The organism is Nonomuraea sp. NPDC003754, from assembly GCF_053605785.1.
This window is the reverse complement of the sequence record NZ_JBSGJX010000035.1, coordinates 38,469-64,148: the sequence shown is the minus strand read 5'-3', so window position 1 is coordinate 64,148 and position 25,680 is coordinate 38,469. Positions and strand designations below refer to the sequence as shown.

General features: G+C 69.9%; 32 protein-coding genes and 1 tRNA gene. 19 read left to right on the top strand and 14 right to left on the bottom strand.

The window, feature by feature from the left end:
* Positions 1 to 22 precede the first annotated feature (22 nt).
* Positions 23 to 613, top strand: coding sequence for an SGNH/GDSL hydrolase family protein (locus tag ACWEVS_RS33820; protein ID WP_452554761.1), 591 nt, complete (start codon positions 23 to 25; stop codon positions 611 to 613).
* Here ACWEVS_RS33820 and ACWEVS_RS33815 read toward each other — a convergent pair.
* The 9 genes from ACWEVS_RS33815 to ACWEVS_RS33775 all read right to left on the bottom strand — a co-directional run bounded on the left by ACWEVS_RS33815 (position 579) and on the right by ACWEVS_RS33775 (position 6,038).
* Positions 579 to 1,034: a MarR family winged helix-turn-helix transcriptional regulator gene (locus tag ACWEVS_RS33815; RefSeq protein WP_452554759.1), complete on the bottom strand. Its 456-nt coding sequence runs from the start codon at positions 1,032 to 1,034 to the stop codon at positions 579 to 581. The genes ACWEVS_RS33820 and ACWEVS_RS33815 overlap by 35 nt on opposite strands.
* A 46-nt stretch (positions 1,035 to 1,080) precedes the next feature.
* Complete coding sequence (locus tag ACWEVS_RS33810; RefSeq protein ID WP_452418051.1) at positions 1,081 to 1,416, bottom strand: DUF2516 family protein; 336 nt, start codon at positions 1,414 to 1,416, stop codon at positions 1,081 to 1,083.
* A gap of 173 nt (positions 1,417 to 1,589) precedes the next feature.
* Positions 1,590 to 2,006 carry a hypothetical protein gene (locus ACWEVS_RS33805; RefSeq protein ID WP_354914051.1) on the bottom strand — a complete coding sequence of 139 codons (417 nt, stop codon included), beginning with the start codon at positions 2,004 to 2,006 and terminating at the stop codon, positions 1,590 to 1,592.
* A 3-nt stretch (positions 2,007 to 2,009) separates the two neighbouring features.
* Positions 2,010 to 2,516: a helix-turn-helix domain-containing protein gene (locus ACWEVS_RS33800; RefSeq protein WP_354914049.1), complete on the bottom strand. Its 507-nt coding sequence runs from the start codon at positions 2,514 to 2,516 to the stop codon at positions 2,010 to 2,012.
* Between the two features lie 73 nt (positions 2,517 to 2,589).
* Complete coding sequence (locus tag ACWEVS_RS33795) at positions 2,590 to 3,495, bottom strand: M56 family metallopeptidase (RefSeq protein ID WP_452554757.1); 906 nt, start codon at positions 3,493 to 3,495, stop codon at positions 2,590 to 2,592.
* Entirely contained in the window at positions 3,492 to 3,848 is a 357-nt protein-coding gene (locus ACWEVS_RS33790; protein WP_354914046.1) for a BlaI/MecI/CopY family transcriptional regulator, read from the bottom strand. Before ACWEVS_RS33790 ends, ACWEVS_RS33795 begins: the two co-directional genes overlap by 4 nt.
* A 61-nt stretch (positions 3,849 to 3,909) precedes the next feature.
* A complete protein-coding gene (locus ACWEVS_RS33785; RefSeq protein WP_354914044.1) occupies positions 3,910 to 4,440 on the bottom strand; it encodes a GNAT family N-acetyltransferase in 531 nt (176 codons plus the stop codon).
* A 10-nt stretch (positions 4,441 to 4,450) separates the two neighbouring features.
* Entirely contained in the window at positions 4,451 to 5,245 is a 795-nt protein-coding gene (locus tag ACWEVS_RS33780) for a class I SAM-dependent methyltransferase (protein ID WP_449914417.1), read from the bottom strand.
* A 46-nt stretch (positions 5,246 to 5,291) separates the two neighbouring features.
* Entirely contained in the window at positions 5,292 to 6,038 is a 747-nt protein-coding gene (locus ACWEVS_RS33775; protein WP_452418045.1) for an SDR family NAD(P)-dependent oxidoreductase, read from the bottom strand.
* Between the two features lie 122 nt (positions 6,039 to 6,160).
* Here ACWEVS_RS33775 and mshA point away from each other — a divergent pair, with 122 nt between their 5' ends.
* The 5 genes from mshA to ACWEVS_RS33750 all read left to right on the top strand — a co-directional run bounded on the left by mshA (position 6,161) and on the right by ACWEVS_RS33750 (position 10,498).
* Positions 6,161 to 7,402 (top strand): D-inositol-3-phosphate glycosyltransferase, encoded by a 1,242-nt coding sequence (mshA, locus tag ACWEVS_RS33770; protein ID WP_452554754.1) that lies wholly within the window; start codon positions 6,161 to 6,163, stop codon positions 7,400 to 7,402.
* Positions 7,399 to 7,908, top strand: coding sequence for a type III secretion system chaperone family protein (locus ACWEVS_RS33765; RefSeq protein ID WP_354914038.1), 510 nt, complete (start codon positions 7,399 to 7,401; stop codon positions 7,906 to 7,908). Before mshA ends, ACWEVS_RS33765 begins: the two co-directional genes overlap by 4 nt.
* Before the next feature lie 190 nt (positions 7,909 to 8,098).
* Entirely contained in the window at positions 8,099 to 8,878 is a 780-nt protein-coding gene (locus tag ACWEVS_RS33760; protein WP_452554752.1) for an SAM-dependent methyltransferase, read from the top strand.
* A gap of 10 nt (positions 8,879 to 8,888) precedes the next feature.
* Complete coding sequence (locus tag ACWEVS_RS33755) at positions 8,889 to 9,632, top strand: phosphoglyceromutase (protein ID WP_449914408.1); 744 nt, start codon at positions 8,889 to 8,891, stop codon at positions 9,630 to 9,632.
* Positions 9,633 to 9,706: 74 nt separating this feature from the next.
* Entirely contained in the window at positions 9,707 to 10,498 is a 792-nt protein-coding gene (locus ACWEVS_RS33750) for an N-acyl homoserine lactonase family protein (protein ID WP_452554750.1), read from the top strand.
* Between the two features lie 136 nt (positions 10,499 to 10,634).
* Here the strand turns inward: ACWEVS_RS33750 and phoU are convergent, their stop codons facing one another.
* Positions 10,635 to 11,279 carry a phosphate signaling complex protein PhoU gene (gene phoU, locus ACWEVS_RS33745; RefSeq protein WP_449914405.1) on the bottom strand — a complete coding sequence of 215 codons (645 nt, stop codon included), beginning with the start codon at positions 11,277 to 11,279 and terminating at the stop codon, positions 10,635 to 10,637.
* A gap of 157 nt (positions 11,280 to 11,436) precedes the next feature.
* Between phoU and ACWEVS_RS33740 the strand changes: the two genes are divergently transcribed.
* Positions 11,437 to 12,609: a sensor histidine kinase gene (locus tag ACWEVS_RS33740; RefSeq protein WP_449916154.1), complete on the top strand. Its 1,173-nt coding sequence runs from the start codon at positions 11,437 to 11,439 to the stop codon at positions 12,607 to 12,609.
* A gap of 66 nt (positions 12,610 to 12,675) precedes the next feature.
* Positions 12,676 to 13,368, top strand: a complete 693-nt coding sequence (locus tag ACWEVS_RS33735; RefSeq protein WP_354914026.1) for a response regulator transcription factor — start codon at positions 12,676 to 12,678, stop codon at positions 13,366 to 13,368.
* 783 nt (positions 13,369 to 14,151) lie between these two features.
* Here ACWEVS_RS33735 and ACWEVS_RS33730 read toward each other — a convergent pair.
* Positions 14,152 to 14,730 (bottom strand): copper chaperone PCu(A)C, encoded by a 579-nt coding sequence (locus ACWEVS_RS33730; RefSeq protein WP_354914024.1) that lies wholly within the window; start codon positions 14,728 to 14,730, stop codon positions 14,152 to 14,154.
* A 240-nt stretch (positions 14,731 to 14,970) separates the two neighbouring features.
* Between ACWEVS_RS33730 and ACWEVS_RS33725 the strand changes: the two genes are divergently transcribed.
* The 4 genes from ACWEVS_RS33725 to ACWEVS_RS33710 all read left to right on the top strand — a co-directional run bounded on the left by ACWEVS_RS33725 (position 14,971) and on the right by ACWEVS_RS33710 (position 16,751).
* Positions 14,971 to 15,453 carry a CarD family transcriptional regulator gene (locus ACWEVS_RS33725; protein WP_181615762.1) on the top strand — a complete coding sequence of 161 codons (483 nt, stop codon included), beginning with the start codon at positions 14,971 to 14,973 and terminating at the stop codon, positions 15,451 to 15,453.
* Between the two features lie 17 nt (positions 15,454 to 15,470).
* Positions 15,471 to 15,947 (top strand): 2-C-methyl-D-erythritol 2,4-cyclodiphosphate synthase, encoded by a 477-nt coding sequence (gene ispF, locus ACWEVS_RS33720; RefSeq protein ID WP_452418038.1) that lies wholly within the window; start codon positions 15,471 to 15,473, stop codon positions 15,945 to 15,947.
* A 171-nt stretch (positions 15,948 to 16,118) separates the two neighbouring features.
* Positions 16,119 to 16,388 (top strand): GlsB/YeaQ/YmgE family stress response membrane protein, encoded by a 270-nt coding sequence (locus ACWEVS_RS33715; RefSeq protein ID WP_354914020.1) that lies wholly within the window; start codon positions 16,119 to 16,121, stop codon positions 16,386 to 16,388.
* Between the two features lie 93 nt (positions 16,389 to 16,481).
* A complete protein-coding gene (locus tag ACWEVS_RS33710; protein WP_354914018.1) occupies positions 16,482 to 16,751 on the top strand; it encodes a GlsB/YeaQ/YmgE family stress response membrane protein in 270 nt (89 codons plus the stop codon).
* Here the strand turns inward: ACWEVS_RS33710 and ACWEVS_RS33705 are convergent.
* Both ACWEVS_RS33705 and ACWEVS_RS33700 read right to left on the bottom strand, forming a co-directional pair.
* Entirely contained in the window at positions 16,748 to 17,878 is a 1,131-nt protein-coding gene (locus ACWEVS_RS33705; RefSeq protein WP_452554748.1) for a fumarylacetoacetate hydrolase family protein, read from the bottom strand. The genes ACWEVS_RS33710 and ACWEVS_RS33705 overlap by 4 nt on opposite strands.
* Before the next feature lie 269 nt (positions 17,879 to 18,147).
* The gene (locus ACWEVS_RS33700) at positions 18,148 to 19,815 is read right to left on the bottom strand and encodes a DUF2637 domain-containing protein (protein ID WP_452554746.1); all 1,668 of its coding nucleotides are present in this window, start codon (positions 19,813 to 19,815) and stop codon (positions 18,148 to 18,150) included.
* Between the two features lie 32 nt (positions 19,816 to 19,847).
* On the opposite strand from ACWEVS_RS33700, the gene ACWEVS_RS33695 reads away from it, so the two are divergent.
* The 4 genes from ACWEVS_RS33695 (at position 19,848) to ACWEVS_RS33680 (ending at position 22,767) form a co-directional block, all read left to right on the top strand.
* On the top strand, positions 19,848 to 20,225 hold the full coding sequence (locus ACWEVS_RS33695; RefSeq protein ID WP_449914387.1) for a PPOX class F420-dependent oxidoreductase: 378 nt from the start codon (positions 19,848 to 19,850) through the stop codon (positions 20,223 to 20,225).
* Between the two features lie 82 nt (positions 20,226 to 20,307).
* Positions 20,308 to 21,699 carry a cysteine--tRNA ligase gene (cysS, locus tag ACWEVS_RS33690; protein WP_452554744.1) on the top strand — a complete coding sequence of 464 codons (1,392 nt, stop codon included), beginning with the start codon at positions 20,308 to 20,310 and terminating at the stop codon, positions 21,697 to 21,699.
* Positions 21,700 to 21,711: 12 nt separating this feature from the next.
* Positions 21,712 to 22,674, top strand: a complete 963-nt coding sequence (rlmB, locus tag ACWEVS_RS33685; protein ID WP_449914384.1) for a 23S rRNA (guanosine(2251)-2'-O)-methyltransferase RlmB — start codon at positions 21,712 to 21,714, stop codon at positions 22,672 to 22,674.
* 20 nt (positions 22,675 to 22,694) lie between these two features.
* Positions 22,695 to 22,767 (top strand) — tRNA-Thr (locus tag ACWEVS_RS33680).
* Between the two features lie 116 nt (positions 22,768 to 22,883).
* On the opposite strand, the gene ACWEVS_RS33675 is transcribed toward ACWEVS_RS33680, so the two are convergent.
* The gene (locus ACWEVS_RS33675) at positions 22,884 to 23,660 is read right to left on the bottom strand and encodes a class I SAM-dependent methyltransferase (protein ID WP_452554742.1); all 777 of its coding nucleotides are present in this window, start codon (positions 23,658 to 23,660) and stop codon (positions 22,884 to 22,886) included.
* A gap of 206 nt (positions 23,661 to 23,866) precedes the next feature.
* On the opposite strand from ACWEVS_RS33675, the gene ACWEVS_RS33670 reads away from it, so the two are divergent.
* Genes ACWEVS_RS33670 through ACWEVS_RS33660 form a run of 3 tightly spaced genes read left to right on the top strand, consistent with a single transcriptional unit; the run spans position 23,867 to position 25,390 of the window.
* On the top strand, positions 23,867 to 24,046 hold the full coding sequence (locus ACWEVS_RS33670; RefSeq protein ID WP_452554740.1) for a hypothetical protein: 180 nt from the start codon (positions 23,867 to 23,869) through the stop codon (positions 24,044 to 24,046).
* Positions 24,047 to 24,091: 45 nt separating this feature from the next.
* Entirely contained in the window at positions 24,092 to 24,337 is a 246-nt protein-coding gene (locus ACWEVS_RS33665) for a hypothetical protein (protein ID WP_452554738.1), read from the top strand.
* Positions 24,338 to 24,346: 9 nt separating this feature from the next.
* Positions 24,347 to 25,390 carry an NADP-dependent oxidoreductase gene (locus tag ACWEVS_RS33660; protein WP_452418033.1) on the top strand — a complete coding sequence of 348 codons (1,044 nt, stop codon included), beginning with the start codon at positions 24,347 to 24,349 and terminating at the stop codon, positions 25,388 to 25,390.
* The last annotated feature ends 290 nt before the right edge of the window (positions 25,391 to 25,680 follow it).

Here is a 25,680-nt window from a genome sequence, read left to right as displayed (position 1 = left end):
GGCTTCGCAGCCGCCCGCGCGCGTGCCCGTCGTGCAGGACACGACACCCGTGATGATGGTCGTCGGCGACAGCTTCACCGTCGGATCCGGGCCCGTGCACCCATGGGAGACCTACGCCACCGAGGCGGCGCGGCGGCTGGGCTGGCAGCCGGTGGTCGCGGGCGCCGGCGGCACCGGCTTCGTCAATCCTGGCCGGGTGGGCCGCAGCTTCGCGCAGTCGTTCACGGCGGAGCTGGCCTGGCGGCCCGCCCCCGACGTGCTGATCATCTCGGGCGGCCACAACGACCACCGATGGGCCGCCTCCTCGGTACGGCGGGCCGCCGCCAGGCTCGTGGGGTCCGTCAAGGCCGTCTGGCCCCGCACCAGGATCGTCATGATCGGCCCCATCTGGATCGACCGCGCCCCGCGCAAGGCCTACCTGGTCCGCGACGCCCTCGCCGACGTGGCGGGCCGCGAACAGGTGACCTTCCTCGACCCGCTCCGGCAGCGCTGGATCTCCGGCGACCGGGCCGACGTGCTGCTGCCCGACGGCGTGCACCCCACGCTCGAAGGGCACGACAGGCTGGCGCAGTGGCTGGTCAACGCCCTGCGGGCCACTCCCGTGCCCTCGTGACGTGCCGCTGGTAGAGCTCGCGCGACTCCCGCAGGAAGCGGGCGATCGTCTCCAGTTGCTCGTCGGTGTACCGGGACAGGATCGTCTCGCCCTCGACGGCGAAGGGGCCGTAGAGCTCCTCCGCGATGGCCGCGACCTTCTCGGTGGGCCGGACGACCACCCTGCGGCGGTCGCCGGGATCGGGGGAGCGGGTCAGGTAGCCGAGCTTCTCCAGCCGGTCGAGCATGGCGGTGACGCTGCCGGTCGTCAGCCCGAGCTCGGGGCCGAGGATGCCGGGGGTGATCTCGCCGTGCCGCAGCAGGATCTCCAGGCAGCGGATGTCGGTCCTGTTGACGCCCAGGGCGCGGGCGGCGGCCGCGTCGAAGTCGTCGACGGCGGACTGGAAGGCCTGCATCTCGGCACCGATCAGTTCTCTGGACATGCGACCTTCGTGGAAGCGGTGGACCGGGAGCCGGGCGCCCGCCGCTCTACCAGGGACCGTAGGGGCCGTTGCCGCCGCCCTTGCCCATGCCCTGGACGGCGGGCTTGACGTCGGCGAGGTAGACGCCGGCGGCGATCACCGAGGCGATCGCGAAGATGTTGAGCCTGGCCAGCCCGCTGGCGCCGAAGTAGCCCCAGGCCGTGGCGAAGGAGAACAGCGTGCCGAGGCCGAGGATCAGCAGCCACCACTTCTTCTGGAGCTTGCCCGCCGCGATGAAGGCGTTGGTCGGGGTGCGGAGCGCGTGGACGAGCGCCCACACCGACATGCCGAACGCGATGATCGCGAGAATCGCGAAGATGAGGTCAAGGCCAAAGGTGATCATGTCCACTCCGCCCAGTGCCGCGATGTCGCCAACCACCCTAGTCCATTCACCCTGAAACCTGTTTCCAGTACGGCAAGCCGCCCAAGGCGCCCGGACGTCCGGGGAATGCTGACCGGCCCAGGGAACGCGAGGACCCCCGCCCGGGGACGGGCGGGGGTCCTGAACACGCGGGGTCAGGCCTTCGGGGCGGCCTTGGGGGCGCGGGTGGTCTTCTTGACCGGCGTGGCGACCGGCGGCTCGGCGGCCTCGGAGACCTCCTCGAGCTCCAGCGCGGCCTCGCCGCTCACCTTGCTGACGACCTTGCGGCCGCGCGTGGCGAACTCCTCGTAGACCTCGGTGGCCCTGGCGCTCAGCTGGTCGGCGTAGTCGCGGGCCTTCTCGGGGAACTCGCGGGCGAAATCCTCGGCCTTGAGCCGGGCCTCGCGCGCCCGCTCCGGCAGGTCCTTGGTGAAGTCGGAGCGGCGCGACTCCAGCTTCTGCAGCCGCTCGGGCAGCTCGCGGAGCTTCTCGACGGCGTAGTCGCCGGCACCGGCGACCGCGTAGAACGGCTTGGAGTCGGTGAGCTTCTTGACCTCGGTGGCGAGCGTCATGGGTTAACCTTCCTTGGTTTCCTGGGTGACGGTGCCGTTGTTCGAGGAGCTGGATGAATCCGCCGCGTATGGAGCGAGCGCGGCGAGGAATTCCTCTGGCAGCGGCTGCTCGTCGTCCGTCGCGGAATCGTGCTGGGGGCGAGCATTCTGGGAGGTCTGCTCGTCCCCGGCGCGGTTCTCCTTGCGGAACGACTCGTAGATGTCGATCAGCACCTGGCGTTGCCGCTCGGTGATGAGGTTGTCGGCCCTGATCGCGGTGATCACGTCGCTCGGGGGCTCGCGGTCCTCGATCAGCCCCGCCTGCACGTAGAGCGCCTGCGACGAGATGTGCAGCCCCTTGGCGATCTGGTTCAGGATCTCGGCGCTCGGCTTGCGCAGGCCCCGCTCGATCTGGCTGAGGTAGGGGTTGGAGACCCCTGCCGCCGCCGCGAGCTGGCGCAGCGAGATCTTCGCCTGCTGCCGTTGCTCGCGGATGTACTCACCGATCGAGCCGACGTTGGGTAGTGCCATACCGTCAGTCTGCCCCGATGTGCTTGCAATTGCAAACGAAGCGGCTAACACCTGCAAGCAGGAAACGGCGAGGTTAGAAGGGCAACGCCCACAGGAAGGGGGCGGAGGTGGCCAACATCACACTCAGGGCGATCAGCCCGAAACGCCCGGAGCGCGGCAGGTCGGGAGCCGGCTTGATCAGCCGGTCGACCCTGGCCATCACCTGGGAGTGGGCGGCGCCGAGCATGCCGTGGGGTGCCGGGATGGCGCCTGCCGTACCGAAACGGAGCAGGGCGGTGGCCAGGCGGCGCGGCGAGCAGTAGCGGCGGGCCCGGTCGTCGGCGGCCATCTCGACCAGCAGTTCCACCTGGGCCTGCGCGTCGCGCACGACCTTCGAGAACGGCAGCGCCCTGCGCAGCGCCCCGAACGGCAGCAGCACCAGGTCGTGGCGCTCGCGGACGTGGGCCGACTCGTGGGCGAGCACCGCGGTCAGCTCGTCCTCCGACAGCAGTTCGAGCGTGCCCGAGCTGACCACGACGTGCGAGCGCAGGCCCGGCACGCAGTAGGCGGCGGCGCCGGGATGGTCGAGGATGCGCACCCCAGGGATGCGCGGCTCCTCGCGGGCGATCAGCGCGAGCAGCGTGCGGTGGCGGCGCCTGGCGCGCAGCGTCTGCACGCCGGCTGCGAGCAGCACGGCGACCAGGACGGCCAGCATGGTCAGCCCCGCGACCATGGCGAGCGCGTGGAACGGGTCCCACGGCACGCCGGGCCGCTCACCGGCGGCGAAGGCGAGCAGCCCCTGGATCACACCCCTGTCGTACGGCATGACGGCGAAGGCGAGCAGCGCCCCGGTGCTGGCCAGACCCCAGGCGACGCCGAGCGACTGCCACAGGGCGATGGCGAGGCGGGGAGCGCGGGAGGTCCAGCGGGCGGCGGTGAAGCGCCAGGCGCCGATCGCGCACGCCGCGGCGAGCGCTGCCAACGCCGCCGCCGTGATCACTCTTCCTCCAGCTCCGTGAGGGCCTTGCGCAGGATCTCCGCCTCGGACCCCGAGACGGCCTGGGCGAACCTGGTGAGGGCGGCCGAGCGGTCGCCCGTCATGTCCAACGCCTCCAGCATAAGCTCGGCGACGTAGCTGTCACGGGTTTCGGCTGGTTCGTATCTCCATGCCCGGCCGTCGCGCGTCCGCTCGAGGAACCCCTTGCGGGTGAGCCGGTCGAGCACGGTCATGACGGTGGTGGGGGCCAGGTCGCGATCCTCTATGAGCCTGCCCACCTCGCGGGCGGTCAGCGGGGCGTTCTGCGCCCAGAGGATGTCCATGATGCTGCGTTCGAGCTCGCCAAGACCCTTCACACTCACCAGCGTAGTACTACACGCTGTCGAGCTGGGATCCGGCCCGAGGATGAGAGGGACGTCACGCGTTCTCCGGCAGGAACGTCACCATGAAGATCTCGTCGCGCTCGTCGCCGTCGGCCACCCTGATCGCTCGCGGCACCCGGCCGACCTCGCGGTAGCCGTGCCTGGCGTAGAAGTGCTCGAGGCCGAGCCCGCCCCTGGCGGTCAGCCGGAGCGACTCCAGGCCCAGCCGCGTGCCCGCCTCGGCCACGGCGCGCATGAGCTCGCCGCCGTAGCCCTTGCCCTGGTGCTTGGGATGCACCATCACCCGCATCACGGTGCGCCAGTGCGTCATCAGCGAGTGGCCCGTGGAGACCAGGACCGCCCAGCAGGCCACCCGCCCGTCGTCGTCGAAGCCGGCCACCAACGTGTCGGGGCCGCCCTCCGCGCACGCGGCGAACGTCGTGGTGGCGGTGGGCCTGATGTCGTCGGCCGTCACCGGCGGCACCCAGCCGACCGCGCCGCCCGCGTTGGTGACGTCGACCCAGCACTCGAGAAGGTCGTCGAACAACTCGGGCGAAATTTCCGGAGAAATCACGAAACGCGGCATGAGGGGAAGGTTATCGGCCGACCGGATTCACCGCCGACCACGGGATCGACAGTTCACCCAGTCGCCACCGCGCCGTTCCGCCCAGCGGCGGCGTGCGACAGACCGGCCAGCCGTCCGCGAGGAGCTCGACCGCCTTCAGCCACCGCTGGCGCAGCCCGTTCGCCCCGTACGGCGCGGCGATCGCCCAGGCCCTGTCGAAGTCGCGGAGGAACGCGTGAACGGGCTGGCCGGGAACGTTGCGGTGGATGAGGGTCTTCGGCAGCCGGTCGGCCAGGTCCGAGGGGGTGGCGAAGGCGTTGAACCGGGCCGACAGGGTCAGCGTCCGCGGCCCCTCCGCCGACAGGCACACCCACACCGCCCGGTGCCCGACCTCCGAGCACGTCCCCTCCACGAGGATCCCGCCCGGTGCCAGCCGCGACGTCAGGACGTCCCAGTAGCGCCAGGCCTCCGCCTCGCCGTACTGCCTGAGCACGTTGAAGGCCCTGATCACCGTGGGCGGGCGGGGGACAGGGAGCTCGAAGCCGCCCAGCGCGAAGGACAGCCCTTCGCGCTCGTAGGGCTTGGCCAGCGCCACGCGGGCGGGCTCTATCTCGAGGCCGATGACCTCCACCGTGGGGGAGACCCGCCGCAGGCGGGTGAACAGCTCGAGCGTCGTGGTGTGCGACGCGCCGTACCCCAGGTCGACGACCAGGGGGCGGTCGGCGCCGCGCAGCAGGCGGCCGTGGACGGCGGCCAGCCACCTGTCGGCGCGACGGAGCCGGTTGACGCCCGTCGTCCCCCTGGTGACGTTGCCGACCGGTCTCACCGAACCGCCACCACGCGCGCGCTTCCCGGTCCCCGGGACACGCCTCTCACCGGTCGAGGACCCGGTGGACCTTGTGCTGGGCGGCCTGGGCGCGGGGGCGGATCACCATCCTGTCGACGTTGAAGTGCGGGGGCCTGGTGACGCTCCAGGCGATGGCGTCGGCCACGTCGTCGGCGGTCAGCGGGTTGGCGACGCCTTCGTAGACCTTCGCGGCCGCCTCGGCGTCGCCGCGGAAGCGGGTCACCGCGAAGCCCTCGCTGCGCACCATGCCCGGCGCGATCTCCACCACCCTGACCGGCTGGGCGACGAGCTCCAGCCGCAGCGTCTCCACCATGGCGGTCTGGGCGTGCTTGGCCGCGGCGTACCCGCCGCCGCCCTCGTAGGAGACCAGGCCCGCGGTCGAGGTCAGCATCACCAGCACGCCGTCGCCGGAGTCGATCAGCTTCGGCAGCAGCGCCTTCGTCACGCGCAGCGACCCGAGCACGTTCGTGTCGTACATCCGCTGCCAGTCCTCGACCAGGCCCTCGGCCACCGTCTCCATGCCGAGCGCGCCGCCCGCGTTGTTGACCAGCACGTCGCACCGCTCCAGCGTCGCCGCGAGCGCGTCGACCGACTCCTGGGAGGTGACGTCGAGCGTCACGGGCGTGATGCCGCCGACCTCCGCGGCCAGCTTGTCGAGCCGGTCCCGGCGCCGGGCGCCGGCCACGACCTCGTACCCCTCGGCGGCCAGCCGCCGCGCGGTCGCCTCCCCGATGCCGCTGCTCGCACCGGTCACCACTGCCGTCTTCGTCATGGGCTCATCCTGCCAGCACGGCGAAAGCCGGACGCGCGGCGGGAATGTCGGAAGGTTTCCGCCCGTTGTATGCGCTCTGGAGGTGATATCTGTTGAGGCGACGCGTCAACAGAGTCGCGACGGTGAGCATGCACACGTCCCCCCTGGACCAGCCGGGCACCGGCGACGCCGGCGGGATGAACGTCTACATCGTCGAGACGGCCAAGCGACTCGCTCAGCTCGGCGTCGAGGTGGAGATCTTCACCAGGCAGACGGCGCGTGATCTGCCGCCGGTGGCCGAGCTTGCTCCAGGCGTCCTCGTCAGGCACATCACCGCGGGTCCCTACGAGGAGCTCGACCGGGCCGAACTTCCCGGCCAGCTGTGCGCGTTCCTCTCCGGCGTGCTGCGCACCGAGGCGATGTACGATCCCGGCCACTACGACCTCATCCACTCCCACTACTGGCTGTCGGGCCAGGTCGGCTGGCTGGCCAAGGAGCGGTGGGGCGTGCCACTCGTGCACACCATGCACACCATGGCCAAGGTGAAGAACCTGCTCCTGGCCGAGGACGACAAGCCCGAGCCGCAGGCCAGGGTGCTGGGCGAGGAGCAGGTCGTGCAGGTCGCCGACCGCCTGGTCGCCAACACCGAGGCCGAGGCGGGCGAGCTCATCGACCTGTACGGCGCGCATTCCGACCACGTCGCCGTCGTCAACCCCGGCGTCAACCTGACCGTCTTCCAGCCCGCCTCCCAGGGCGCCGCGCGCCACCGCCTCGGCCTGCCGCAGGATGCCCGGGTGCTGCTGTTCGTCGGCCGGATCCAGCCGCTCAAGGCCCCCGACGTGCTGCTGCGCGCCGCGGCCAGGATGCTGATCGAGGACCCGTCGCTGCGCGGCAGGCTCGTCGTCGCCGCCGTCGGCGGACCTTCAGGCAACGGCCTGGCGCGCCCGTCGCTTCTCACCGAGATGGCCGCCGAGCTGGGCATCTCCGACGTCGTCCGGCTGGTCCCGCCCGCGCCCCAGCAGGAGCTGGCCGACTGGTACCGCGCGGCCGACGTGACGGTCGTGCCCTCCTACAGCGAGTCGTTCGGGCTGGTCGCGCTGGAGTCGCAGGCGTGCGGCACGCCCGTGGCGGCCGCGTCGGTGGGCGGGCTGCGCACCGCCGTCCGCGACGGGGTGTCGGGGGTGCTCGTCGACGGCCACGACCCCGGCGACTGGGCCGGTGTCCTGCGCAGGTTCGTCACCGAGCCGCGCTGGCGCGACGAGTTGTCGCGGGGAGCCAGGGACCACGCCAACGCCTTCGGCTGGTCGGCCACGGCCGCGCGGCTCATGGACGTCTACGGCGGCGCGGTGTCGCATCTGCACGCGATGTCTAGGCTTGCCGTATGAGGGATGTGGTCGAAGCCGCGCTCAGGGCCGCCGAGGTCTCCTTCGAGGAGCCGCGCGAGGGCGCCTTCCTGGTGAAGCTGCCCGGACAGCACAAGCTGGCCACGATGACCTGGCTGATCGTCGGCGACCACGCCCTCCACGTGGAGGCGTTCTTCTGCCGCCGGCCCGACGAGAACCACGCCGAGTTCTACAAGTGGCTGCTCGGCAGGAACGGCGCCATGTACGGCGTGCACTTCGCCGTCGACCCCGTCGGCGACGTCTACCTCGTCGGCAGGATCCCGCTGTCCGCGGTCGGCGACGAGGAGATCGACACGGTGCTCGGCTGCGTGCTCACCTACGCCGACGAGTGGTTCGACCGCGCGCTGGAGCTCGGCTTCGCCTCCTCGATCAGGCGTGAGTGGGAGTGGCGGGCCAAGCGCGGCGAGTCGCTGGCCAACCTGCGGGCGTTCGCTCGTTTCGCCGATCCTGAGCGGTCGCCCGCGAGTTCGGCACCACCCGCGTCCTGATCGCCAGGCCGAAGGCGGCCACGCGCGGTCCCGCCACGCCCGAGACCACGAACGGCACCGCGGCCCGTCGCGCCCAGCGCGAACACCGGCCGAGCGACCAGCAGGCCCACAAGGTTCGTCGTGGAGAAGCGTGGGGCGAGGCACGCGCCAGGGGTGATCATGATGCTTGAATATCGTACGATCAAGATTTGTGGCCGAGCCTGTGAGCTTTGATCCGAATATTCCGAATGTCGCGCGAATGTACGACTATTTTCTCGGCGGCAAGGACAATTTCGCCGCCGACCGTGCGGCCGCGGAGAAGGTGCTGGAGATCGTGCCGCACATTCCCGTCGGAGCCCGGGAGAACCGCGCCTTTCTCGGCCGCGCCGTCCGATTCCTGCGGGAGCAGGGGATCACCCAGTTCCTCGACATCGGCACCGGCCTGCCGACGCGGAGCAACGTCCACGAGATTGCCGGCCCCGGCGCCAGGGTCGTCTACGTCGACAACGATCCCCAGGTGCTCGTGCACGCCCGCGCCCTCCTGGAGGACACCCCGCAGGTCAGGATCGTGCGGGGCGACCTGCGGGCGCCCGCCGCCGTCCTCGCCGACGCCGCCACCCACCTGGACTTCTCCCGGCCGGTCGCGGTGCTGCTGCTGGCGATCGTCCATTTCGTCAAGGACGACCCCGCCCCCGTCGTCGCCACCCTGACCGACGCCCTCGTGCCCGGCGGCTACCTGGCGATCTCGCACGTCTGCCACGATCTGCGGCCGGAAGCGGCCCCGGCCGTCGAACGGGTCTACCAGGGCGCCTCCGCCCAGTTCACCGCACGGCACTCGACGGAGGTCGCCGCGCTGTTCGACGGTCTCGACCTGGTCGAGCCAGGCGTGGTCAACCTGCCCGAATGGCGCCCCGACCACCCCGACCTCGTTCCCTTCAAGGACGTGGGCCCCTATTTCCTGTGTGGTGTGGCACGCAAGCCCGCTCGATAGGCTTGTCCGCATGGCGACTTTGGTGCTTGTGCGACACGGTGAGAGCGAATGGAACGTCAAGGGACTGTTCACCGGCTGGGTGGACGCCCCGCTGTCACCCAAGGGTGAGGAGGAGGCCCGCAGGGGCGGCGAACTGCTGGTCGAGGCGGGTATCAGGCCCGACGTGGTGCACACCAGCGTGCTCAACCGTGCGATCCGCACCGCCAACCTCGCACTCGAGGCCGCCGACCTGGCATGGCTGCCCGTCATCCGCTCGTGGCGGCTCAACGAGCGCCACTACGGCGCGCTGCAGGGCAAGAACAAGGCGCAGACGCGCGAGGAGTTCGGCGACGAGCAGTTCATGCTCTGGCGCCGCTCCTACGACGTGCCGCCGCCGCCCATCGCCGCCGACGACGAGTACTCCCAGCAGGGCGACCCCCGCTACGCGGCGCTGCCCCCCGAGCTGATGCCGGCGACGGAGTGCCTGAAGGACGTCGTCGACCGCATGCTGCCGTACTGGTACGACTCGATCGTGCCCGACCTCGCGGCGGGGCGCACGGTGATCGTCTTCGCCCACGGCAACTCGCTGCGCGCGCTGGTCAAGCACCTCGACGGCATCTCCGACGAGAAGATCGCCGGCCTGAACATCCCGACGGGCATCCCGCTGCGTTACGAGCTCGACGCCGACTACCGGCCGCTGGTTCCCGGCGGCGAGTACCTCGACCCCGAGGCGGCGAAGGCGGCGATCGAGGCCGTGGCCAACCAGGGTCGCTGAGCGGGCCGGCCCGGCAGCGCGGGCCCGACCGGCGGGCGACCCGCCGGAAACCGCGCTGCCCGGGGAGGCACCTCATGGCACCGAAACTGCGCCTGACGACCGTGAACGCCGGCCCCTTCACGATGCCGAAGGAAGGCCTCATGTACGGCGCGAGCGGCACCATCATCGTGCCGTCGACCGTGGTCGTCGTCGAGCACCCCACGCACGGACTGATCCTGTTCGACACCGGCATCAACCACCACGTGGCCGATCCCGAGGCCGCCGAGACGTACTGGGGGCCCGGCCTGCGGGCGAAGTACGGCGCCGAGGGCTTCACCCGCGACGACGCCGTCGACGCGCAACTGCGGCGCCTCGGCCACCGCCCGGCGGACGTGACCCACGTCCTCTACTCCCACCTGCACCTCGACCACGCCGGCGGGATGAGCTACTTCCCGCACGCCGTGCACGTGGTCCAGCACGACGAACTGCGCCACGCCTGGTGGCCCGACCGCTGGACCGCCAGGGGGTACGCGGTCAACGACTACCTGCACTGCCGCGGCTACGACTACCTCGAGCTGCGCGGCGACGTCGACCTCTTCCTCGACGGCACGGTACGGCTGGTGCGCACGGCCGGCCACACCCCCGGCCACCAGGCGATGATCCTCGACCTGGCCAACCAGGGCAGGGTCGGCTTCATGGGCGATGCGGCGCACCTGAAAGAGGCGCTCGACCAGGACGTGCCACAGCTCAGCGACTGGAACGTCGAGCAGAAGCTGCTGACCTACCAGCGCGTGCGGGCGCTCGCGCGGGCAGGCGTGCGGGTCTTCCTCTCCCACGATCCGGCCGACTACGCCGCCCTCCCGCACGACGGCGACACCTGGGACTGAGACGCCTGGGGCGGAAGGGAACACGGCGCCGGGGGACGGCCCGGCCCCGAGCACGTCGGGGCCCTGCGCGGGGCCGGCCTCGTCACCGGCGCCCACGCGGGCCGCGGCGAGGCCGTCCGCCCGTCGGGAGGTCAGCTCACGCGGTGCGCGATCCCGTCACCAGGTAGATCACGTCGCGGGCCACCCGCACCGCGTGGTCGGCGTAACGCTCGTAGTAGCGGCCGATCAGCGTGATGTCGATCGCCGGTTCCACGCCGTACTTCCAGTCCTTGTGCAGGATCTCCTTGAACAGCCTGCGGTGCAGGCGGTCCATGGCGTCGTCGTCGTGCTCCAGTTCCTTGGCCGCCTCCACGTCGCGCGAGGCCACGCAGGAGCCGGCCTTCGTGATGAGGTTCTCGGCGATCTGGCCCATCTGCAGGATCGTGGAGCGGATCTCCGGCGGGATCGCCGAATCGGGGTGACGCAGCCTGGCGACCTTGGCGACGTGCTCGGCCAGGTCGCCCATGCGCTCGAGGTCGGTGCCCATGCGCAGCGCGGTGATGATCATACGCAGGTCGACGGCGACCGGCTGCTGGCGGGCCATCAGGTCGTAGATGGACTCCTCGACGTCGGCGAAGATCCGGTCGATCTCCTCGTCCTGCGAGATGACGCTTTCCGCGAGCGGCAGGTCGGCGTCCAGGAGCGCGGTGGTGGCGCGCGAGATGGCCGAACGGACAAGCCTGGTCATCTCCACCAGCTTGTCGGTGAGCGAATCAAGATCTTCGTGGTAAGCGTCACGCATGCCGTTACCGTACGTGGGCCGCGATGAACGAACCCCGACCGCGAGATGAACTTTCCGGGAAAGGCGGCGTTCATCCCCTGGTGAGGGGTCTGTAACCCGGAAAAGCACACCTACCATCGGAAATGGAGGACTGCAGGAAAGGATGCGCATGGGTGAGATGGCCATGAGCTTCGCGGCTTTGGCCGGCTTCGTCGTCGGGGCCGTCGCCGTGCTGTTCTACCGCAACCAGATCGAGGTTGCGGGCAGGAGCGGCCGCGACTCCTCTGACGACGCGGACTCCGGTGCCCTGCCACAGGGCGTGGCCTCGGTGCTGGCCGTACTTCCCTCCTCGGCCGTGGTGCTGGACGCACACGACCGCGTCCTGCGCGCCAGCTCGGCCGCGAGGGCCTTCGGTTTAGTCAAGGGTGATCGGCTGATGGCGGCCGAGCTCCTCGCCCTGGCCCGGCAGGTACGGCGCGACGGCGAGATCCGCGAGAGCGAGATCGACGTCGCCGGACACAAGTTCGGCCAGGAAGTGACCAACTTCGCGGTGCGCGTGGCGCCCCTCGGCTCCCACGGGCAGGTGCTCGTGCTCGCCGAGGACCAGACCGAGCGGCGCAGGGTCGAGGCGGTCCGCCGCGACTTCGTCGCCAACGTCAGCCACGAGCTCAAGACCCCCGTCGGCGCGCTCAGCCTGCTGGCGGAGACGATCCAGGACGCCGCCGACGACCCCGAGGCGGTGACCCGCTTCGCCGGGCGCATGCAGCACGAGGCGGCCAGGCTCACCTACCTGGTCCAGGACCTCATCACGCTGTCCAGGATCCAGGGCGCCGAGCCCATCCCGACGCCCGGCCAGGTGTCGATCGACGACGCCGTCCACGACGCCATCGACCACTGCAACACCAAGGCCATCGCCAAGGACATCACCCTGGTGGCGGGCGGCACCGAGGGGCTGCGCATCTGGGGCGACGACGAACTGCTCGTCACCGCGCTGCGCAACCTGATCTCCAACGCGATCGCCTACAGCCCCGAGCACACCAGGGTCGTCGTCAGCGCCCGCCCCGCGGGCGACTGCGTGGAGATCAGCGTCAGCGACCAGGGGATCGGCATCCCCGAGGAGTCGCTGGAGCGCATCTTCGAGAGGTTCTTCAGAGTCGACGCCGCCCGGTCACGCGCGACCGGCGGAACAGGCCTCGGCCTCGCCATCGTCAAGCACGTCGCCGTGGCGCACGCCGGGGAGGTGAGCGTGTGGAGCAAGGAGGGTTCCGGCTCCACGTTCACGATGCGCCTGCCCGCGTTCGGCGGCTCCGCCGTACCCGTACAACGCCCTCTGGAGGCCGCCAATGGCTGAGCGTCGCGCAGCCGTCAACAACAGACATCGCACGACTCGGGTCACGAGCCCGATGAAGGAGGGATCGTGACCCGGGTGCTCGTCGTGGAGGACGAGGAGTCGTTCTCCGACGCCCTGTCGTACATGCTCCGCAAGGAGGGCTTCGAGGTGTCGGTCGCGGCGACGGGGCCCGAGGCCCTCGACACCTTCGACCGCAACGGCGCCGACCTGGTGCTGCTCGACCTCATGCTGCCCGGCCTCCCGGGCACCGAGGTCTGCCGCTCGCTGCGCCAGCGCTCCAAGGTGCCCGTCATCATGCTGACCGCCAAGGACAGCGAGATCGACAAGGTCGTCGGCCTGGAGCTGGGCGCCGACGACTACGTCACCAAGCCCTTCTCCTCCCGCGAGCTGGTCGCCCGCATCCGCGCGGTGCTGCGACGGCAGGGCGACACGGTGGAGGAGCTGGAGTCGGCGGTGCTGGCCGCCGGCCCGGTGCGGATGGACGTGGACCGGCACATCGTGGCCGTCCGTGGCGAGCAGGTGCAGCTGCCGCTGAAGGAGTTCGAGCTGCTCGAGGTACTGCTGCGCAACGCCGGCCGGGTGCTGACCCGCGGCCAGCTGATCGACAGGGTGTGGGGCGCCGACTACGTGGGCGACACCAAGACGCTCGACGTCCACATCAAGCGCCTGCGCGCCAAGGTCGAGTCCGATCCCTCCAACCCGAAGTGCATCCTGACGGTGCGCGGGCTCGGCTACAAGTTCGACCCCGTCGACGACTGAGGCCCCTCTTACGCGCGAAACCCCGCTCGCCCGGTTGGGCGGCGGGGTTTCTGCCGTTTCGCGCGGCGTCGGCTCCTGGGCGGGAGCTCGCGGGCCGTCTCGATCCACGGCCTCACCGGGCCGGCCGAGCCGTCGTGCGGGGCCGCTTCGGCGGGCCGGTGCGGCTACGGCCGTGCCGCGGGGTTCTGAGCCGCTTTGTGGTGCCCCGAGGGCCGTCTCGTACGGTCTGGGGCCGCCCCATGGGATCGAGACCGTCCTCGCGGCGTCGAGACCGTCCTCGTGGGGTCCGGGGCTGTCTCGCGGGGTGTGGGGGCGTCTCAGAGCTTCTGGATCTCCCAGTGCGCCGGCCCGGCCCTCCCGGGTCTCTTTCCTGCTGTGTCCCTGCGCGTCCGCCAGGGCCTTCCCGAGTCCCTCCGCGGCCGTCAGGGCGTTCCCGGGTCTCGTCCCCGGGTTCCTCCGCGTAAGTCAGGGCGTTCCCAGGGGCCCTTTTCCAGGTTCCTCCGCGTCCGTCAGAGCCTTCCCGGGTCCCTCCGTCCGTTACGGCCTGCTGAGGGTGCCCGGGGCGGGACGGCGGGGACCGGAGTCCTGCTGGGCGCGCGCCCGTGACGGACGGCGCCCGGCGCGGACGGGGGCGCCAGACCGGCTTGCCGTACCGGACGGCTCGGGTGCGGGCCGGCGCGGACGCCGGCGGGCGGCTCCGGTAAGGCCTGCCCCGAGCGTGCGGCCCGGCCCCTGGCGGTCGGATCCGGTGCGGCCCTCAGCGGGTGGTGCCAGTGCGGGCGGTCAGTGGCCGGATTCGGCGGTGTGCGAGGCGGTCGGCGTCGGGGTGGGCGGGGCGGGGGTGGCGCCCGGCGCGCTCGGGTACTGCGCGAACTCGCGGCTGCGCGTGATCACGGGCACGTTCACCGACACCGAGCCCGCGTTGGCGAACTGCAGCGCCAGCCGCACGCTCTCGCCGCCGCTGAGCGGCTTGCTGAGGCCCTCGATCATCAGCTGGGGAGAGGGCTTGCCGGTGTTGACGCCCTCGTTGCTGGGCAGCGCGATCGGCGCGGCCAGCTTCACCGTGCCGACCTCGGCGGCGACGCTCACCAGCGAGTCGGCCTGGCCGTTGGTGTTGACGACGTGCAGGTAGATCGGCGCGGAGCCGCCCTGGGCCAGCTTGGCGCCCGAGTCGGGGCCGAGGACGAAGGCCTGAGGGATCTTGATGCCGCGGGCGCCGTAGGAGCCGTCCTGGATGAGGGCCGCGGCCTCGTTGGGCGCGTACGGCTGGTTGGTGTTGGCGTCGAATCCGGCGGCACAGCCGGCCAGTACCGGTGCGGCAAGGAACGCAGCGGCGGCGATAATCCAGCGACGGCTGGTCACGAGCGGGTTCTCCTTATGGCGCGCGTGTGCGAGTTGGGGCAGGCCCACCATATCGATCCGGGTTCATGGTCATATCCGCACCCCCGCAGGTCATTCGCTATGTCAGTTCTGCGATTCACAGAGTTGAACGGTTGTCAAGTCCTAATATGCGGCTTTGACCTGCAGTTATGGGGATTTCACTGTTCCGGGAGGCTGTGGACGCGTGGTACCCTGGAGTACAGCGGAAGGGGTACTTGTCACATGACTTTCCAGGTCGGCGACACTGTCGTCTACCCCCACCATGGGGCTGCTCGGATCGAAGAAATCACGACCCGGACCATCAAGGGTGTGGAAAAGACCTACCTGGTGCTCAAGGTCGACAAGGGCGACCTTACCGTCCAGGTGCCTGCGGAGAACGCGGAACTCGTCGGTGTGCGCGATGTCGTCGGCCAGGAGGGCCTTGAGCGCGTTTTCGACGTTCTGCGCATGCCTCACACCGAGGAGCCGACCAACTGGTCGCGGCGTTACAAGGCAAATCTTGAGAAGCTCGCGTCGGGTGATGTCAACAAGGTCGCCGAAGTCGTTCGGGACCTGTGGCGGCGTGACCGCGAGCGCGGCCTGTCGGCAGGCGAGAAGCGGATGCTGGCCAAGGCTCGCCAGATCCTGGTGAGCGAGCTGGCGCTCGCGGAGAAGACCAACGAGGACAAGGCTGAGGCCCTGCTCGACGAGGTTCTCAACTCCTGAACACGAACCTCCCACGGGTGGGCGTCGGAGTCGACGTCCACCCGTTCGCATCTGGGCGTGAGCTCAACCTGGCCGGCCTGCACTGGCCCGGCGAGACGGGGCTCGAAGGCCATTCCGACGGCGACGCCGCCGCCCACGCGGCCTGCGACGCCCTGCTGTCCGCGGCGGGTCTCGGCGACCTGGGCGGGCTCTTCGGCACCGCCGACCCGCGCTGGTCGGGCGCGGCCGGCGTCGCGCTGCTCGAGGAGGCCGCGAGAGTCGTGCGCGAAGCGGGCTTCACCATCGGCAACGTCGCCATCCAGGTGATCGGCAACCGGCCCAAGCTGGCGCCCCGCCGTACCGAGGCAGAGAAGGTGCTGGGCGCCGCCGTGGGTGCGCCCGTGAGCGTCAGCGCCACCACCACCGACGGGCTGGGGCTGACCGGCCGCGGCGAGGGGATCGCCGCCATCGCCACCGCGCTCGTCGTCGCGGACGTCAACCCTCAGGGCGCCTAGAGCGTCTATCTGAGCGAGGGGTGATCCCGGCGGGTGGTGTCGAACCCGCCGAGCCACCGGGGATGGCGGTCCGTCACTGGCGCGGTACGGACCGCCATCCCTGCATGCGTAACCTGGGAAGATGCCGGGTACGTCCCCGTCCGGAGATGCATCACAACGGGGGGACTTGACATGATCGGCTCGATCATTTCCGCGATCGTCTTCGGTATCGTCGTCGGCGCGATCGCCAGGCTCATCGTTCCCGGCAAGCAGCACATGTCGCTGACCATGACGTGGATCGTCGGCGTCGTGGCCGCGCTGCTCGGCACTCTCGTCGCCTACTTCCTCGGGCTCAGCAGGACCCCTGGCATCAACTGGTGGCAGCACATCATCCAGATCCTGTTCGCCGTCGTCGGCGTCCTCGTCGTGGCGCGGGCCCAGGCGACGCGAGGCACGCATTGACCTGCGACTTCGGCATCGTCGCGATTATCGTCGTGTAGGCGGGTAATCGTCTTCCCGTGGGCGGTGAAAATCTCACCCCACGGGGAGGTTCTCATGACAATCGCATCCATCCTCGGTGCCATCGTCATCGGTGCCGTCGTCGGCGCGATCGGGCGCCTTCTGCTTCCCGGAAGGCAGCCCATCGGCTGGATCCTGACCATCGTGGTCGGAATCGTGGCGGCTCTCATCGGCACGGCCCTGGCGCAGGTTCTCGGCGTCGCGACGACCCCCGGCATCGACTGGATAGAACTCGTCATGCAGGTGGTCCTCGCGATCGTCGGCGTAGGAATCGTCGCGGGACTGCGGCGCGGCACGAGCGTCTAGACGGCCGGGAACACCGAACCCCGCGCCTCGCCGAACCCCACACCGTGGGACGTGCGAGCGGTCAGCAGGACGGTGTCCCCGTCCGCAAGGAACGGCCCGTTCCCGGTCATCTCCAGCAACGTCCCATTGCCCCCGACGGGCCCGGTGGCGAGCAGATCGCCGGTGCGCAGCGGCGCGCCGGCGATCGTGCTGTGCGCGAGCAGCTGCGGCCCCGTCCAGTACTGCCGGGTGTAGTCCGGCTCCGAGACCAGGTTGCCGTTGATACGCACGCCCAGCGTGATGCGCAGGCCCGCCGGCTCGTACGACCTCAGGTACGGGGACAGCTCGCACTCCGGCTTCGGCTGCTCCACCCGCGCGGCGTTCAGCGCCGCCAGCGGCACCACCCACGGCGAGACCGTCACCGCGAACGACTGGCCCAGGAAGGGGCCCAGCGCGCGCGACTCCATGGTGACCAGGTCGAGCGCCCGCCAGACGTTCATCAGCACCATGCCGAACACGTGATGCGGGAAGTCCCTCGTCGTCAGCGGGTACGGCGGAGCCGACGGCACCCCCATCACGTAGCCGAGCTCGGCCGACAGGTCGAGGCGTTCGGCGGGCTTCAGGTAGCCGTCCTTGCGCTGCCCGGACGGGCGCACCACCCGCGTGCCCGAGACGGACACGGACGACGCCCTGCCGTACTGGCCGAACGGCATCCTGCGCCACGCCGGCGGCAGCGGATCACGGCCCGGCGGCTGGAACATCCTGCCGAGGTTCGTCGCGTTCTCGATCGAGGTCTGGAACAGCACCAGATCGGACACGTTGAACGGCAGGTGCATCGTCACCTCCGACTGGCGCCGCAGGCAGGGCAGCACCACATCGCTGTACGACGCGTCGCTGAGCAGCTCGGTCACCCGTTCGCGCACGTGGAACCAGGCGCGCGGGCCGGCACCCATGAAGGTGTTCAGCTTGCTCGCGGCGAACCAGTAGGCATCGGGCATGGCACCCGTGACCGTGAGCTGGTGCAGATCGAGAACCTGATCACCGATGGCCACGCCGACGCGCGGCAACTCGCCCTCGCGCGAGAAGACGCCATAGGGCAGGTTGTGGAGGGGAAAGTCACTGCCCTCAGGGACTGGTACCCACGACATGATCGCCACGGGAGCCTTCGTGCCCGCTTTCGGGTCAGGTCGCCACCCTTGTCCGGTCAAGCTTTCGTCTGGATGCGCACCCGGTTCCCGGTGCGCCCGTCCTGGGGCGTTGCTCCTCGTGCGCCCTTTCGGGGCGTCTTTCCCGGGCGCTGAGTCCTGGGGCGTGGCTGGACCTCGGGGTCTCCTACCCCTCGGGGCCTTCTATCCCTCGGGGTCTCCTACCCCTCGGGGTCTCCTACCCCACGGGGCCTTCTACCCCACGGGGTTTCCTACTCCTCGGGCGGGAGCGGGGTGCTGCGCAGGCGTCCCGAGGGCGCGTCGGTGTGAGGGGCCTGCGGTGGCTCGGCGGGGCCTAATACGGGCTCGCTCTCGTCGGCCGCCTCGGGGCCGTGGCCTGGGTCCGGGCCCGCGGCCGAGCCGGAGCCCGAGCCCGAGCTCGCGTCGCGGGCGGTGCGCGGGCGTGCGGGGTGCTCGGCGACGATCCTGACGGGCTGGGTATCGGCGTCACGGGTGCTGTCGGGGCGGGGGTGGACCAGCACGTCGGTCGGCTCGGCCCGGCCCAGGTCACCCCACCGGAGGGGACGCGCCGGCTTCTCGGCCGGCTTCTCCCCGGCGTCCACGGACCCGCCCACGCGGGAAGCGGCCACATCGCCGTCGTGCCCGTCGTGCCCGCCGTGGTCGGCTGCCGCGGTGCGCACGGGCTCCGCAGCGGGCTCCACGGCGGTCTCCGCCGGTTCCGCGGCGTGCGGGGACGGCATGGGCGTCTCCGCGGGCCCTGCGGTGTCCTGAGACGCTGTACGGGTCTCCGCTGACTCTGAGGTGTTCTGGGCGGCTGTGAGGGCCTCTGCGTGTCCTGCGTTGTCCTGAGGCGCTGTGGGAGCCTCCCCTGGACCTGCGGTGCCCTCAGACGCTGCGGAAGCCTCGATCGGTCCTGCGGTGTCCTGGGCGGCGGTGGATGCCGGTCCTGCGGTGTCCTGGGGTGCCGTGCGGGGCTCTGCCGGTCCTGTGGCGTGCTGGGGCCGTGTGAGGGGCTCCCGCGGAGTCGGGGTGCGCTCACGCGGAGTCGGGGTGCGCTCCTCGGGGTCAGCGGGCCGCTCCGCCCGTTCCGTGGCAGGTTCGGTCGGTGCGGGCAGGGGCATCGTCTTCGCGGGCGCGGGCGCGGGCGCGGGCGCGGGCGCGGGGTGGGGCCGGGCGGGAGGCGTGGTCGGCGGCAGCTCGTCGGCGGGCGCGCCGGGAAGCGCGGCCTCGGCCGTGGGGTCGGGTTCCGTCCTCGGCTTCGGTACGGCACGCGGCTCCGCCGTACGGGTCGGCTCCGCGGGCCATCGGGTGACGCGCTCCGACACCGGGATCGACGGCATGGGCGGCGTCTCCGGCGCGGGCGTGGGCCCGATGACCGGTGTCGACTCCGGCTCCGGCTCGGCCGTACCGACCAGCGGAGGCGCCTCACGGGGGGCGCGGAACGGCACGATGTCGCGCTCCGCCGTACCGTCGGGCACGCCGGCGGGCTCGCGACGGGCCTGCACGTGCTTGATCAACACCAGCCAGAGCCAGAGCGCGACCGCCAGCATCACCCACGGCGCGACCGCCACCCCCACCGCGACCGACTCGACCGGCAGCCGGGCCAGGCCGTTGGTGGTGACCAACACGTTCACCGTCGCGGCGGCGGCGATCATGAGCACGAGCACGAGGGCGGCCTGCGCGCGCACCAGCAGCCGTCCCGAACGCAGCAGCAGCACGCTGATCAGCGCCACCGCCAGCAGGGCGTCGAAGCCGGCGGGGTAGAGGTAGGCGAGATCCGCGCGGGCCCTGCCGAACGCCGCGAGGGCACGCAGTTCGTCGAAGGACAGCACGCAGGCGGTGGCGGTGAGGCCCGCGACGGCGAGCCCCGCGAGTGCGATGCCGATGCGGCGCAGCGCGGAGGGGGGAGTCACGTCCATGGCGATCTCGAGCCTACAGAACAATGGTGTTCATGAACGAAGAGGCGAGGAAGCTGTTCGACGGCGCCAACCACGCGACTCTGACGAGCATCAATCCGGACGGCGGGCCGCAGTCGACGGTGGTGTGGGTGCGGACCGACGGGGACGACATCCTCGTCTCCACGGTGAAGGGCCGGCGCAAGCCGCGCAACTTCGAGCGCGACCCGCGCGCCAGCATCCTGGTGATCGACCCGGAGAACCCCTACCGGTACGCCGAGGTGCGCGGCACGGTCACCATGGAGGACGACCCCGAGGGCCGGCTGATCGAGGAGCTGTCGCTGAAGTACACGGGCACGTCGTGGGAGGAGCCGCCCGGCAACGAGCGGCTGATCGTCCGCATCCACCCCCGCAAGGTCATCCTGAGGGGTTGAGGCACCCACATATTGACACGGATTGGGCGCCATGCATGGGATCGCTTAGCCAAAGGCCCTCGCAGTCCGTACCCTTTCCTTCGTGAGCCTGCACCTATACGACACCAGCACGCGCGCCATCCGTGAATTCGTTCCGGTCGAAGCCGGCCGGGCGTCGATTTACCTGTGTGGGGCCACCGTGCAGGCGCCGCCGCACATCGGGCACATCCGCTCCGGCGTCAACTTCGACGTGCTCAGGCGCTGGATGACCCGCTCCGGCTACGACGTGACCTTCTGCCGCAACGTCACCGACATCGATGACAAGATCATCCGGGTGGCGGGGGAGGAGGGCGTGCCCTGGTTCGTGATCGCCGAGCGCAACCAGCGGGCCTTCACCTGGGCCTACGACACGCTCGGCTGCCTCCCGCCGACCGTCGAGCCGCGCGCCACGGGTCACGTGCCCGAGATGATCACGCTCATGCAGCGGCTGATCGAGCGCGGCCACGCCTACCCCGCGGGTGGCGACGTCTACTTCAACGTCCAGTCCTACGCCTCCGAGTACGGCAAGCTGTCCAACCAGAAGCTCGAGAACATGCGCGCCGCGGGCGACACCGACGACGAGTCGTGCAAGCGCGACCCGCGCGACTTCGCGCTGTGGAAGGGCGAGAAGCCCGGCGAGCCGACCTGGCCGACGCCGTGGGGCCCCGGCCGTCCCGGCTGGCACCTGGAGTGCTCGGCCATGGCCACCAAGTACCTCGGCTCGACGTTCGACATCCACGGCGGCGGGCTCGACCTGATCTTCCCGCACCACGAGAACGAGATCGCCCAGTCCCAGGCGGCGGGCGACGGCTTCGCCCGCTACTGGATGCACAACGGCATGCTCAAGATCGGCGCGGAGAAGATGAGCAAGTCGCTCGGCAACTCCCTGCTGATCCCCGACCTGCTGACCCGGATACGTGCCGTCGAGCTGCGCTACTACCTGGCGGCGCCGCACTACCGCTCCTCCATCGAGTACTCCGAGGAGGCGCTGCTCGAAGCGGCCGCCGCCTACCAGCGCATCGAGGGGTTCGTCACGCGCGCGGCCGAGGTCATCCACGACGTCGACGCCGACGCGCCGCTGCCCGAGGCGTTCGCCGACGCGCTCGACGACGACCTGGGCACGCCGCAGGCGCTCGCCGTGGTGCACGAGGTGGTCCGCGAGGGCAACGTCGCGCTCGCCCGCGGCGACAAGGAAGCCGTCGCCCGGCTGCTGGCCGAGACCCAGAACATGCTCGACGTGCTGGGCCTCGACCCCCGCTCACCCCAGTGGCGTACGGCGGGCTCCGACCTCACCGGCGTCGTCGACTCGCTGGTCAAGGTCGCGCTCGAACAGCGGCAGGCGGCCCGCGCCCGTAAGGACTACGCGGCCGCCGACGCCATCAGGGACGGCCTGGCCGCGGCGGGCATCACCGTCGAGGACACTCCGCATGGGGCCCGATGGGAGTTGTCCCGCTAGTACCCTTGTGGCATGGCAGCAGGTGGAAGAGCGTCAGGCAGGCCCTCCAAGAAGAAGGGCCCGGCCAAGGGCACGGGTGGCAAGGTACGCCGTGCGCTCGAAGGCAAGGGCGCGACCCCGCCTGCGCAGATGAGGCACTGGTACAAGGACAAGGCGCGCGCCGAGCGCATCTCCCGCGAGGAGCGCGGCGGCGGCGCCTCCCGTCCCGCCGGACGCCCGAAGAAGCCGGAGGACGCGCCCGAGTACATCGGCGGGCGCAACCCCGTCCTCGAGGCGCTGCAGGCGGGAGTGCCCGCCAACGCGCTCTACGTCGCCCAGCGCATCGACAACGACGACCGTGTCCGCGAAGCCATCAAGATCGCCGCGGACAAGGGCATCGCGCTCCTCGAGGTCACCCGCGACAAGCTCGACCGCCTCACCGAGGGCGCCGTCCACCAGGGCATCGCCCTGCAGATCCCCGCCTACGACTACGCGCACCCCGACGAGCTGGTCGAGCTGGCGCACGACGCCGCAGAGATCCCGCTCATCGTCGCCCTCGACGGCGTGACCGACCCCCGGAACCTGGGCGCCATCGCCCGTTCGGCGACCGCGTTCGGCGCCCACGGGCTGCTGATCCCCTCTCGCCGGGCCGCCGGGGTCACCGGAGGCGCATGGAAGACCTCCGCCGGCACCCTGGCCACCCTCCGCGTCGCCCGCGCCGCCAACCTGACGGCGGCGCTGCGCGAGTACCGTGAGGCCGGACTGTTCGTGGTCGGCCTGGACGGGGCGGGCAAGGTCGACATCGACGAGGTGTCCCTGTTCGAGGAGCCGCTGGTGGTGGTCGTCGGCTCCGAAGGCAAGGGACTGTCCCGGCTGGTGCGCGAGCAGTGCGACGTGGTCGCCAGGATCCCGATGCACGCGGGGGCGGAGTCGCTGAACGCGGGTGTGGCTGCGGGGGTGACGTTGTATGAGGTCGCTCGTCATCGGAGGCGGTAGCGTCTAGACTGTGAGGCCGCGCCGACGTAGCTCAATCGGCAGAGCATCTGTCTTGTAAACAGAAGGTCAGGGGTTCGATTCCCCTCGTCGGCTCTGCGCTGGAAGGCCCCTGAACAGGGAAGATCTGTTCAGGGGCTTTCTGTTTGTCAGGACAATTTTGAGATCTTGCTAACAGCTTTGCCAGCAGGAGTCGTCCGGGTTCCAGGTGATCATGGAATGCGAGCGATCAGGACGTGGAGTGCCACCGGTTCGACGAATTGTCCGCTTGGTTCAGCTGTCAGCAACGCGTCGGTGATCTCTCGCTCGAAGGCGGGCTGCCGAGCGCCGAGTAGCCTCCGCAGAGGCAATGACGTCGAGTACAGGTAGCCGATGATTCGGTCCACCGTCCATGTCCGGCTGAATTCGTGAACCACGGGCATGACGTCTTGGAACGGCGAGCGGGTCAGGACCACCTCATGTGGGTCGGCTGGCATCGCGGCACCAGCATGGGGGATCGGGCCTATGAACTGGTGCTGCACCTCTTCGATGATGTGCTGCCATGGCGTGGTGGAGCGCGCCAGGCATCCGTCATCGGCAATCACCAGACCGCCCCCGTCCTCCACCATGTCGGCCAGCGTCCTCAGCACCTGCTCGCGCTCCATCCAGTGGAACGAGCGCCCCATGGTCACCAGCCGGAACCGTCCGAGCTGGCCTGACAGGTCTGCTGAGCCCCCGCGAACCCATGTGACGTTGCCGACCTTGTCGGCGGCGGCATGTCGGGCGGCCTCGGTGAGCATGTCGGGCTCGGGATCCATGCCGACCGCTTCGGTGACATGCCCCGCCAGCGGGATGGTGAGCTGGCCAGTGCCGCAGCCCAGGTCCAGGAGACGTCCAGAACCGTCGAGGCCGAAACGCCGGATCACGTCGTCGAAGAACACCTTCGGATAGCCAGGACGGAACCGTGCATAGAACGCACCTGTCCCCGCAAACAGTCCACCATTGGTCACGCGATCACCCCATAGACGTGCTGGACCGCCAGCGGTGTGGTTGGCCGTAGGAGATCCAGACTGGGCTAACGATCGCCTGTGATCAAGTCTCCGAGCACTTCGTTCAGTGCTGGGCAATAGAAAAAGGGCCTTCCGGAAGGTGTCCTTTTCGCGCGTTTCCTCAGGCCGTATTCTGGAGCGCTTATATCTGAGCAAGATCAACACGCATGCCTGAAAGCAACCTCATCTACACGTCATCAAGACGGCCCGCCTGCGGCGGTCCGCGCGTCGGGCGGTCGCTGGCCGCGCTGCGGCTCTTCGGCCGGTCGCGACCAGCAGCGCCCACGCGCTTTGACCCCCAGGCCGTGATCGCCAACACCGTGACGATGTCACTCCACGAGATGTGACGGAAAACGCCTTGGAGATGTCGGGTGGCGTCGTAGTCTGACGCCATGAAGCCGAGCGACTTTCTGCTCTCTGCGCAGCAAGGCTTTCTGGGGACGCCGTTGGCGCGGCAGGTGTTGGACGTCGAACGGGTGACCGCGCTGCGGAATGGCCCGCTGGAGGACATGCCGGACCTGGAGGCTACTCAGGCGATCATCTGCCTCGCACCCAGCGAACTGGCGGCACTGCGAACATATCCGAAATTACCGCGTCAAAGGCTGGCGTCAACGCCGCACCGACGGCCGAGAATGTAGGAGTTCAGTATGACTGGCAACCGCATCAACCGGGCCTACCGCCTACGACGCCGACCCGTCGGGCAACTCGCCGACGGTGACCTCGAACTGGTTGAAGAGCAGGTACCGGAGCTGGCCGACGGTCAGGCCTTGGTCCGCACCAAGCTTCTCTCGCTCGACCCGACCTCTCGCGTCTGGATGAGCGATATGCGTAGCTACGAACCTCCGGTCCCGATCGGCGCAGTGATGCGTGGCTTCGGCGTCGGCGAAGTAGTCGCATCCAGGCGCGAAGACATGCCGGTCGGGGCCACTGTCAGCGGCTTCACCGGTTGGCAGGAACTGGTCCTTGCCGACGACTCACAGCTGGAGGCGCCGCTTACTGTCCTGCCGACCCCACTGCCGGCACCCGAGTCGGCCTTTCTCGGCGTCCTCGGCCACACCGGCATCTCGGCCTATCTCGGGATCGACTTGGCCGATTTGAAAGAGGGAGAGACAATCGTCATCTCCGCCGCCTGCGGTGCGGTCGGCTCGATTGCCGGTCAGATCGCAAGGCAGAAAGGGGCGGGACGGGTGATTGGCATTGCTGGCAGTCCCAGCAAGTGCCAGCACGCCGTCAAGGTTCTCGGCTATGACGCCTGCATCGACCACCACGCCGCTGACTGGCGTGCGCAGCTCGACGCCGCCACACCGGATGGGATCGATGTCGATTTCGAGAACGTTGGCGGGCCGGTCATGGATCACATTTTGATGCGGCTCAACATCGGTGCCCGGGTTTCTCTGTGCGGAATGATTTCCGAGTACAACAGCTATAACCAGGGCGGCGAACACACGGGAAGTCTCACCAACATAGTCCAGCTGATCATGCAGCGGGCGACGATCAAGGGCTTCCTTGTACTCGACTGGGCCCACCGCTTCGAAGAGGCGATCACATACCTCGCTGGGCTGCTCGGCGAAGGTAAGCTCCACTACGACGAGACAATCGTCGACGGCGGCATTGAAGCTGCCCCGCACGCTCTCCACCAGCTGTTCAGCGGCGAAAACTTGGGCAAGCTACTTGTGCGGGTAGCAGACTGAGACGTCGCTTGGGAGGCCTCTTCAAAGGGCCATGAAGTGCTCCGCTTCGGTGGGTGGGAGATAGTCGAGGCGTGGTCCGCTATCGAGAACATCAACCTCGGTAGCGAGTCGTACAGCTGTCCGCACCGTGGTGCGTAAAGGGCGCCTACGACGTCGCTACGCGATCCAATGCCTCGTAGTGAGGTGGAGGCCGGTCAGTGGCGTGGTGTCTATGTGAGACACACCAAGTGCGGCCTGGGGACCGGTCCCGGGCGGCAGCGGCCGGGGCCTCGAGCGATACCAGCCACGGC

Coding starts and splice junctions, on each gene's coding strand:
- ACWEVS_RS33810 (WP_452418051.1), bottom strand. CDS start 1,416: ATGATCACCTTTGGCCTTGACCTCATCTTCGCGATTCTCGCGATCATC.
- ACWEVS_RS33750 (WP_452554750.1), top strand. CDS start 9,707: ATGGCACCGAAACTGCGCCTGACGACCGTGAACGCCGGCCCCTTCACG.
- ACWEVS_RS33670 (WP_452554740.1), top strand. CDS start 23,867: ATGCCTGAAAGCAACCTCATCTACACGTCATCAAGACGGCCCGCCTGC.
- ACWEVS_RS33725 (WP_181615762.1), top strand. CDS start 14,971: ATGACTTTCCAGGTCGGCGACACTGTCGTCTACCCCCACCATGGGGCT.
- ACWEVS_RS33785 (WP_354914044.1), bottom strand. CDS start 4,440: ATGCCGCGTTTCGTGATTTCTCCGGAAATTTCGCCCGAGTTGTTCGAC.
- phoU (WP_449914405.1), bottom strand. CDS start 11,279: ATGCGTGACGCTTACCACGAAGATCTTGATTCGCTCACCGACAAGCTG.
- ACWEVS_RS33705 (WP_452554748.1), bottom strand. CDS start 17,878: ATGTCGTGGGTACCAGTCCCTGAGGGCAGTGACTTTCCCCTCCACAAC.
- ACWEVS_RS33665 (WP_452554738.1), top strand. CDS start 24,092: ATGAAGCCGAGCGACTTTCTGCTCTCTGCGCAGCAAGGCTTTCTGGGG.
- ACWEVS_RS33775 (WP_452418045.1), bottom strand. CDS start 6,038: ATGACGAAGACGGCAGTGGTGACCGGTGCGAGCAGCGGCATCGGGGAG.
- ACWEVS_RS33815 (WP_452554759.1), bottom strand. CDS start 1,034: ATGTCCAGAGAACTGATCGGTGCCGAGATGCAGGCCTTCCAGTCCGCC.
- ACWEVS_RS33805 (WP_354914051.1), bottom strand. CDS start 2,006: ATGACGCTCGCCACCGAGGTCAAGAAGCTCACCGACTCCAAGCCGTTC.
- ACWEVS_RS33740 (WP_449916154.1), top strand. CDS start 11,437: ATGGCCATGAGCTTCGCGGCTTTGGCCGGCTTCGTCGTCGGGGCCGTC.
- ACWEVS_RS33700 (WP_452554746.1), bottom strand. CDS start 19,815: ATGGACGTGACTCCCCCCTCCGCGCTGCGCCGCATCGGCATCGCACTC.
- ACWEVS_RS33755 (WP_449914408.1), top strand. CDS start 8,889: ATGGCGACTTTGGTGCTTGTGCGACACGGTGAGAGCGAATGGAACGTC.
- ACWEVS_RS33765 (WP_354914038.1), top strand. CDS start 7,399: ATGAGGGATGTGGTCGAAGCCGCGCTCAGGGCCGCCGAGGTCTCCTTC.
- ACWEVS_RS33660 (WP_452418033.1), top strand. CDS start 24,347: ATGACTGGCAACCGCATCAACCGGGCCTACCGCCTACGACGCCGACCC.
- ACWEVS_RS33800 (WP_354914049.1), bottom strand. CDS start 2,516: ATGGCACTACCCAACGTCGGCTCGATCGGTGAGTACATCCGCGAGCAA.
- rlmB (WP_449914384.1), top strand. CDS start 21,712: ATGGCAGCAGGTGGAAGAGCGTCAGGCAGGCCCTCCAAGAAGAAGGGC.
- ACWEVS_RS33710 (WP_354914018.1), top strand. CDS start 16,482: ATGACAATCGCATCCATCCTCGGTGCCATCGTCATCGGTGCCGTCGTC.
- ACWEVS_RS33715 (WP_354914020.1), top strand. CDS start 16,119: ATGATCGGCTCGATCATTTCCGCGATCGTCTTCGGTATCGTCGTCGGC.
- ACWEVS_RS33695 (WP_449914387.1), top strand. CDS start 19,848: ATGAACGAAGAGGCGAGGAAGCTGTTCGACGGCGCCAACCACGCGACT.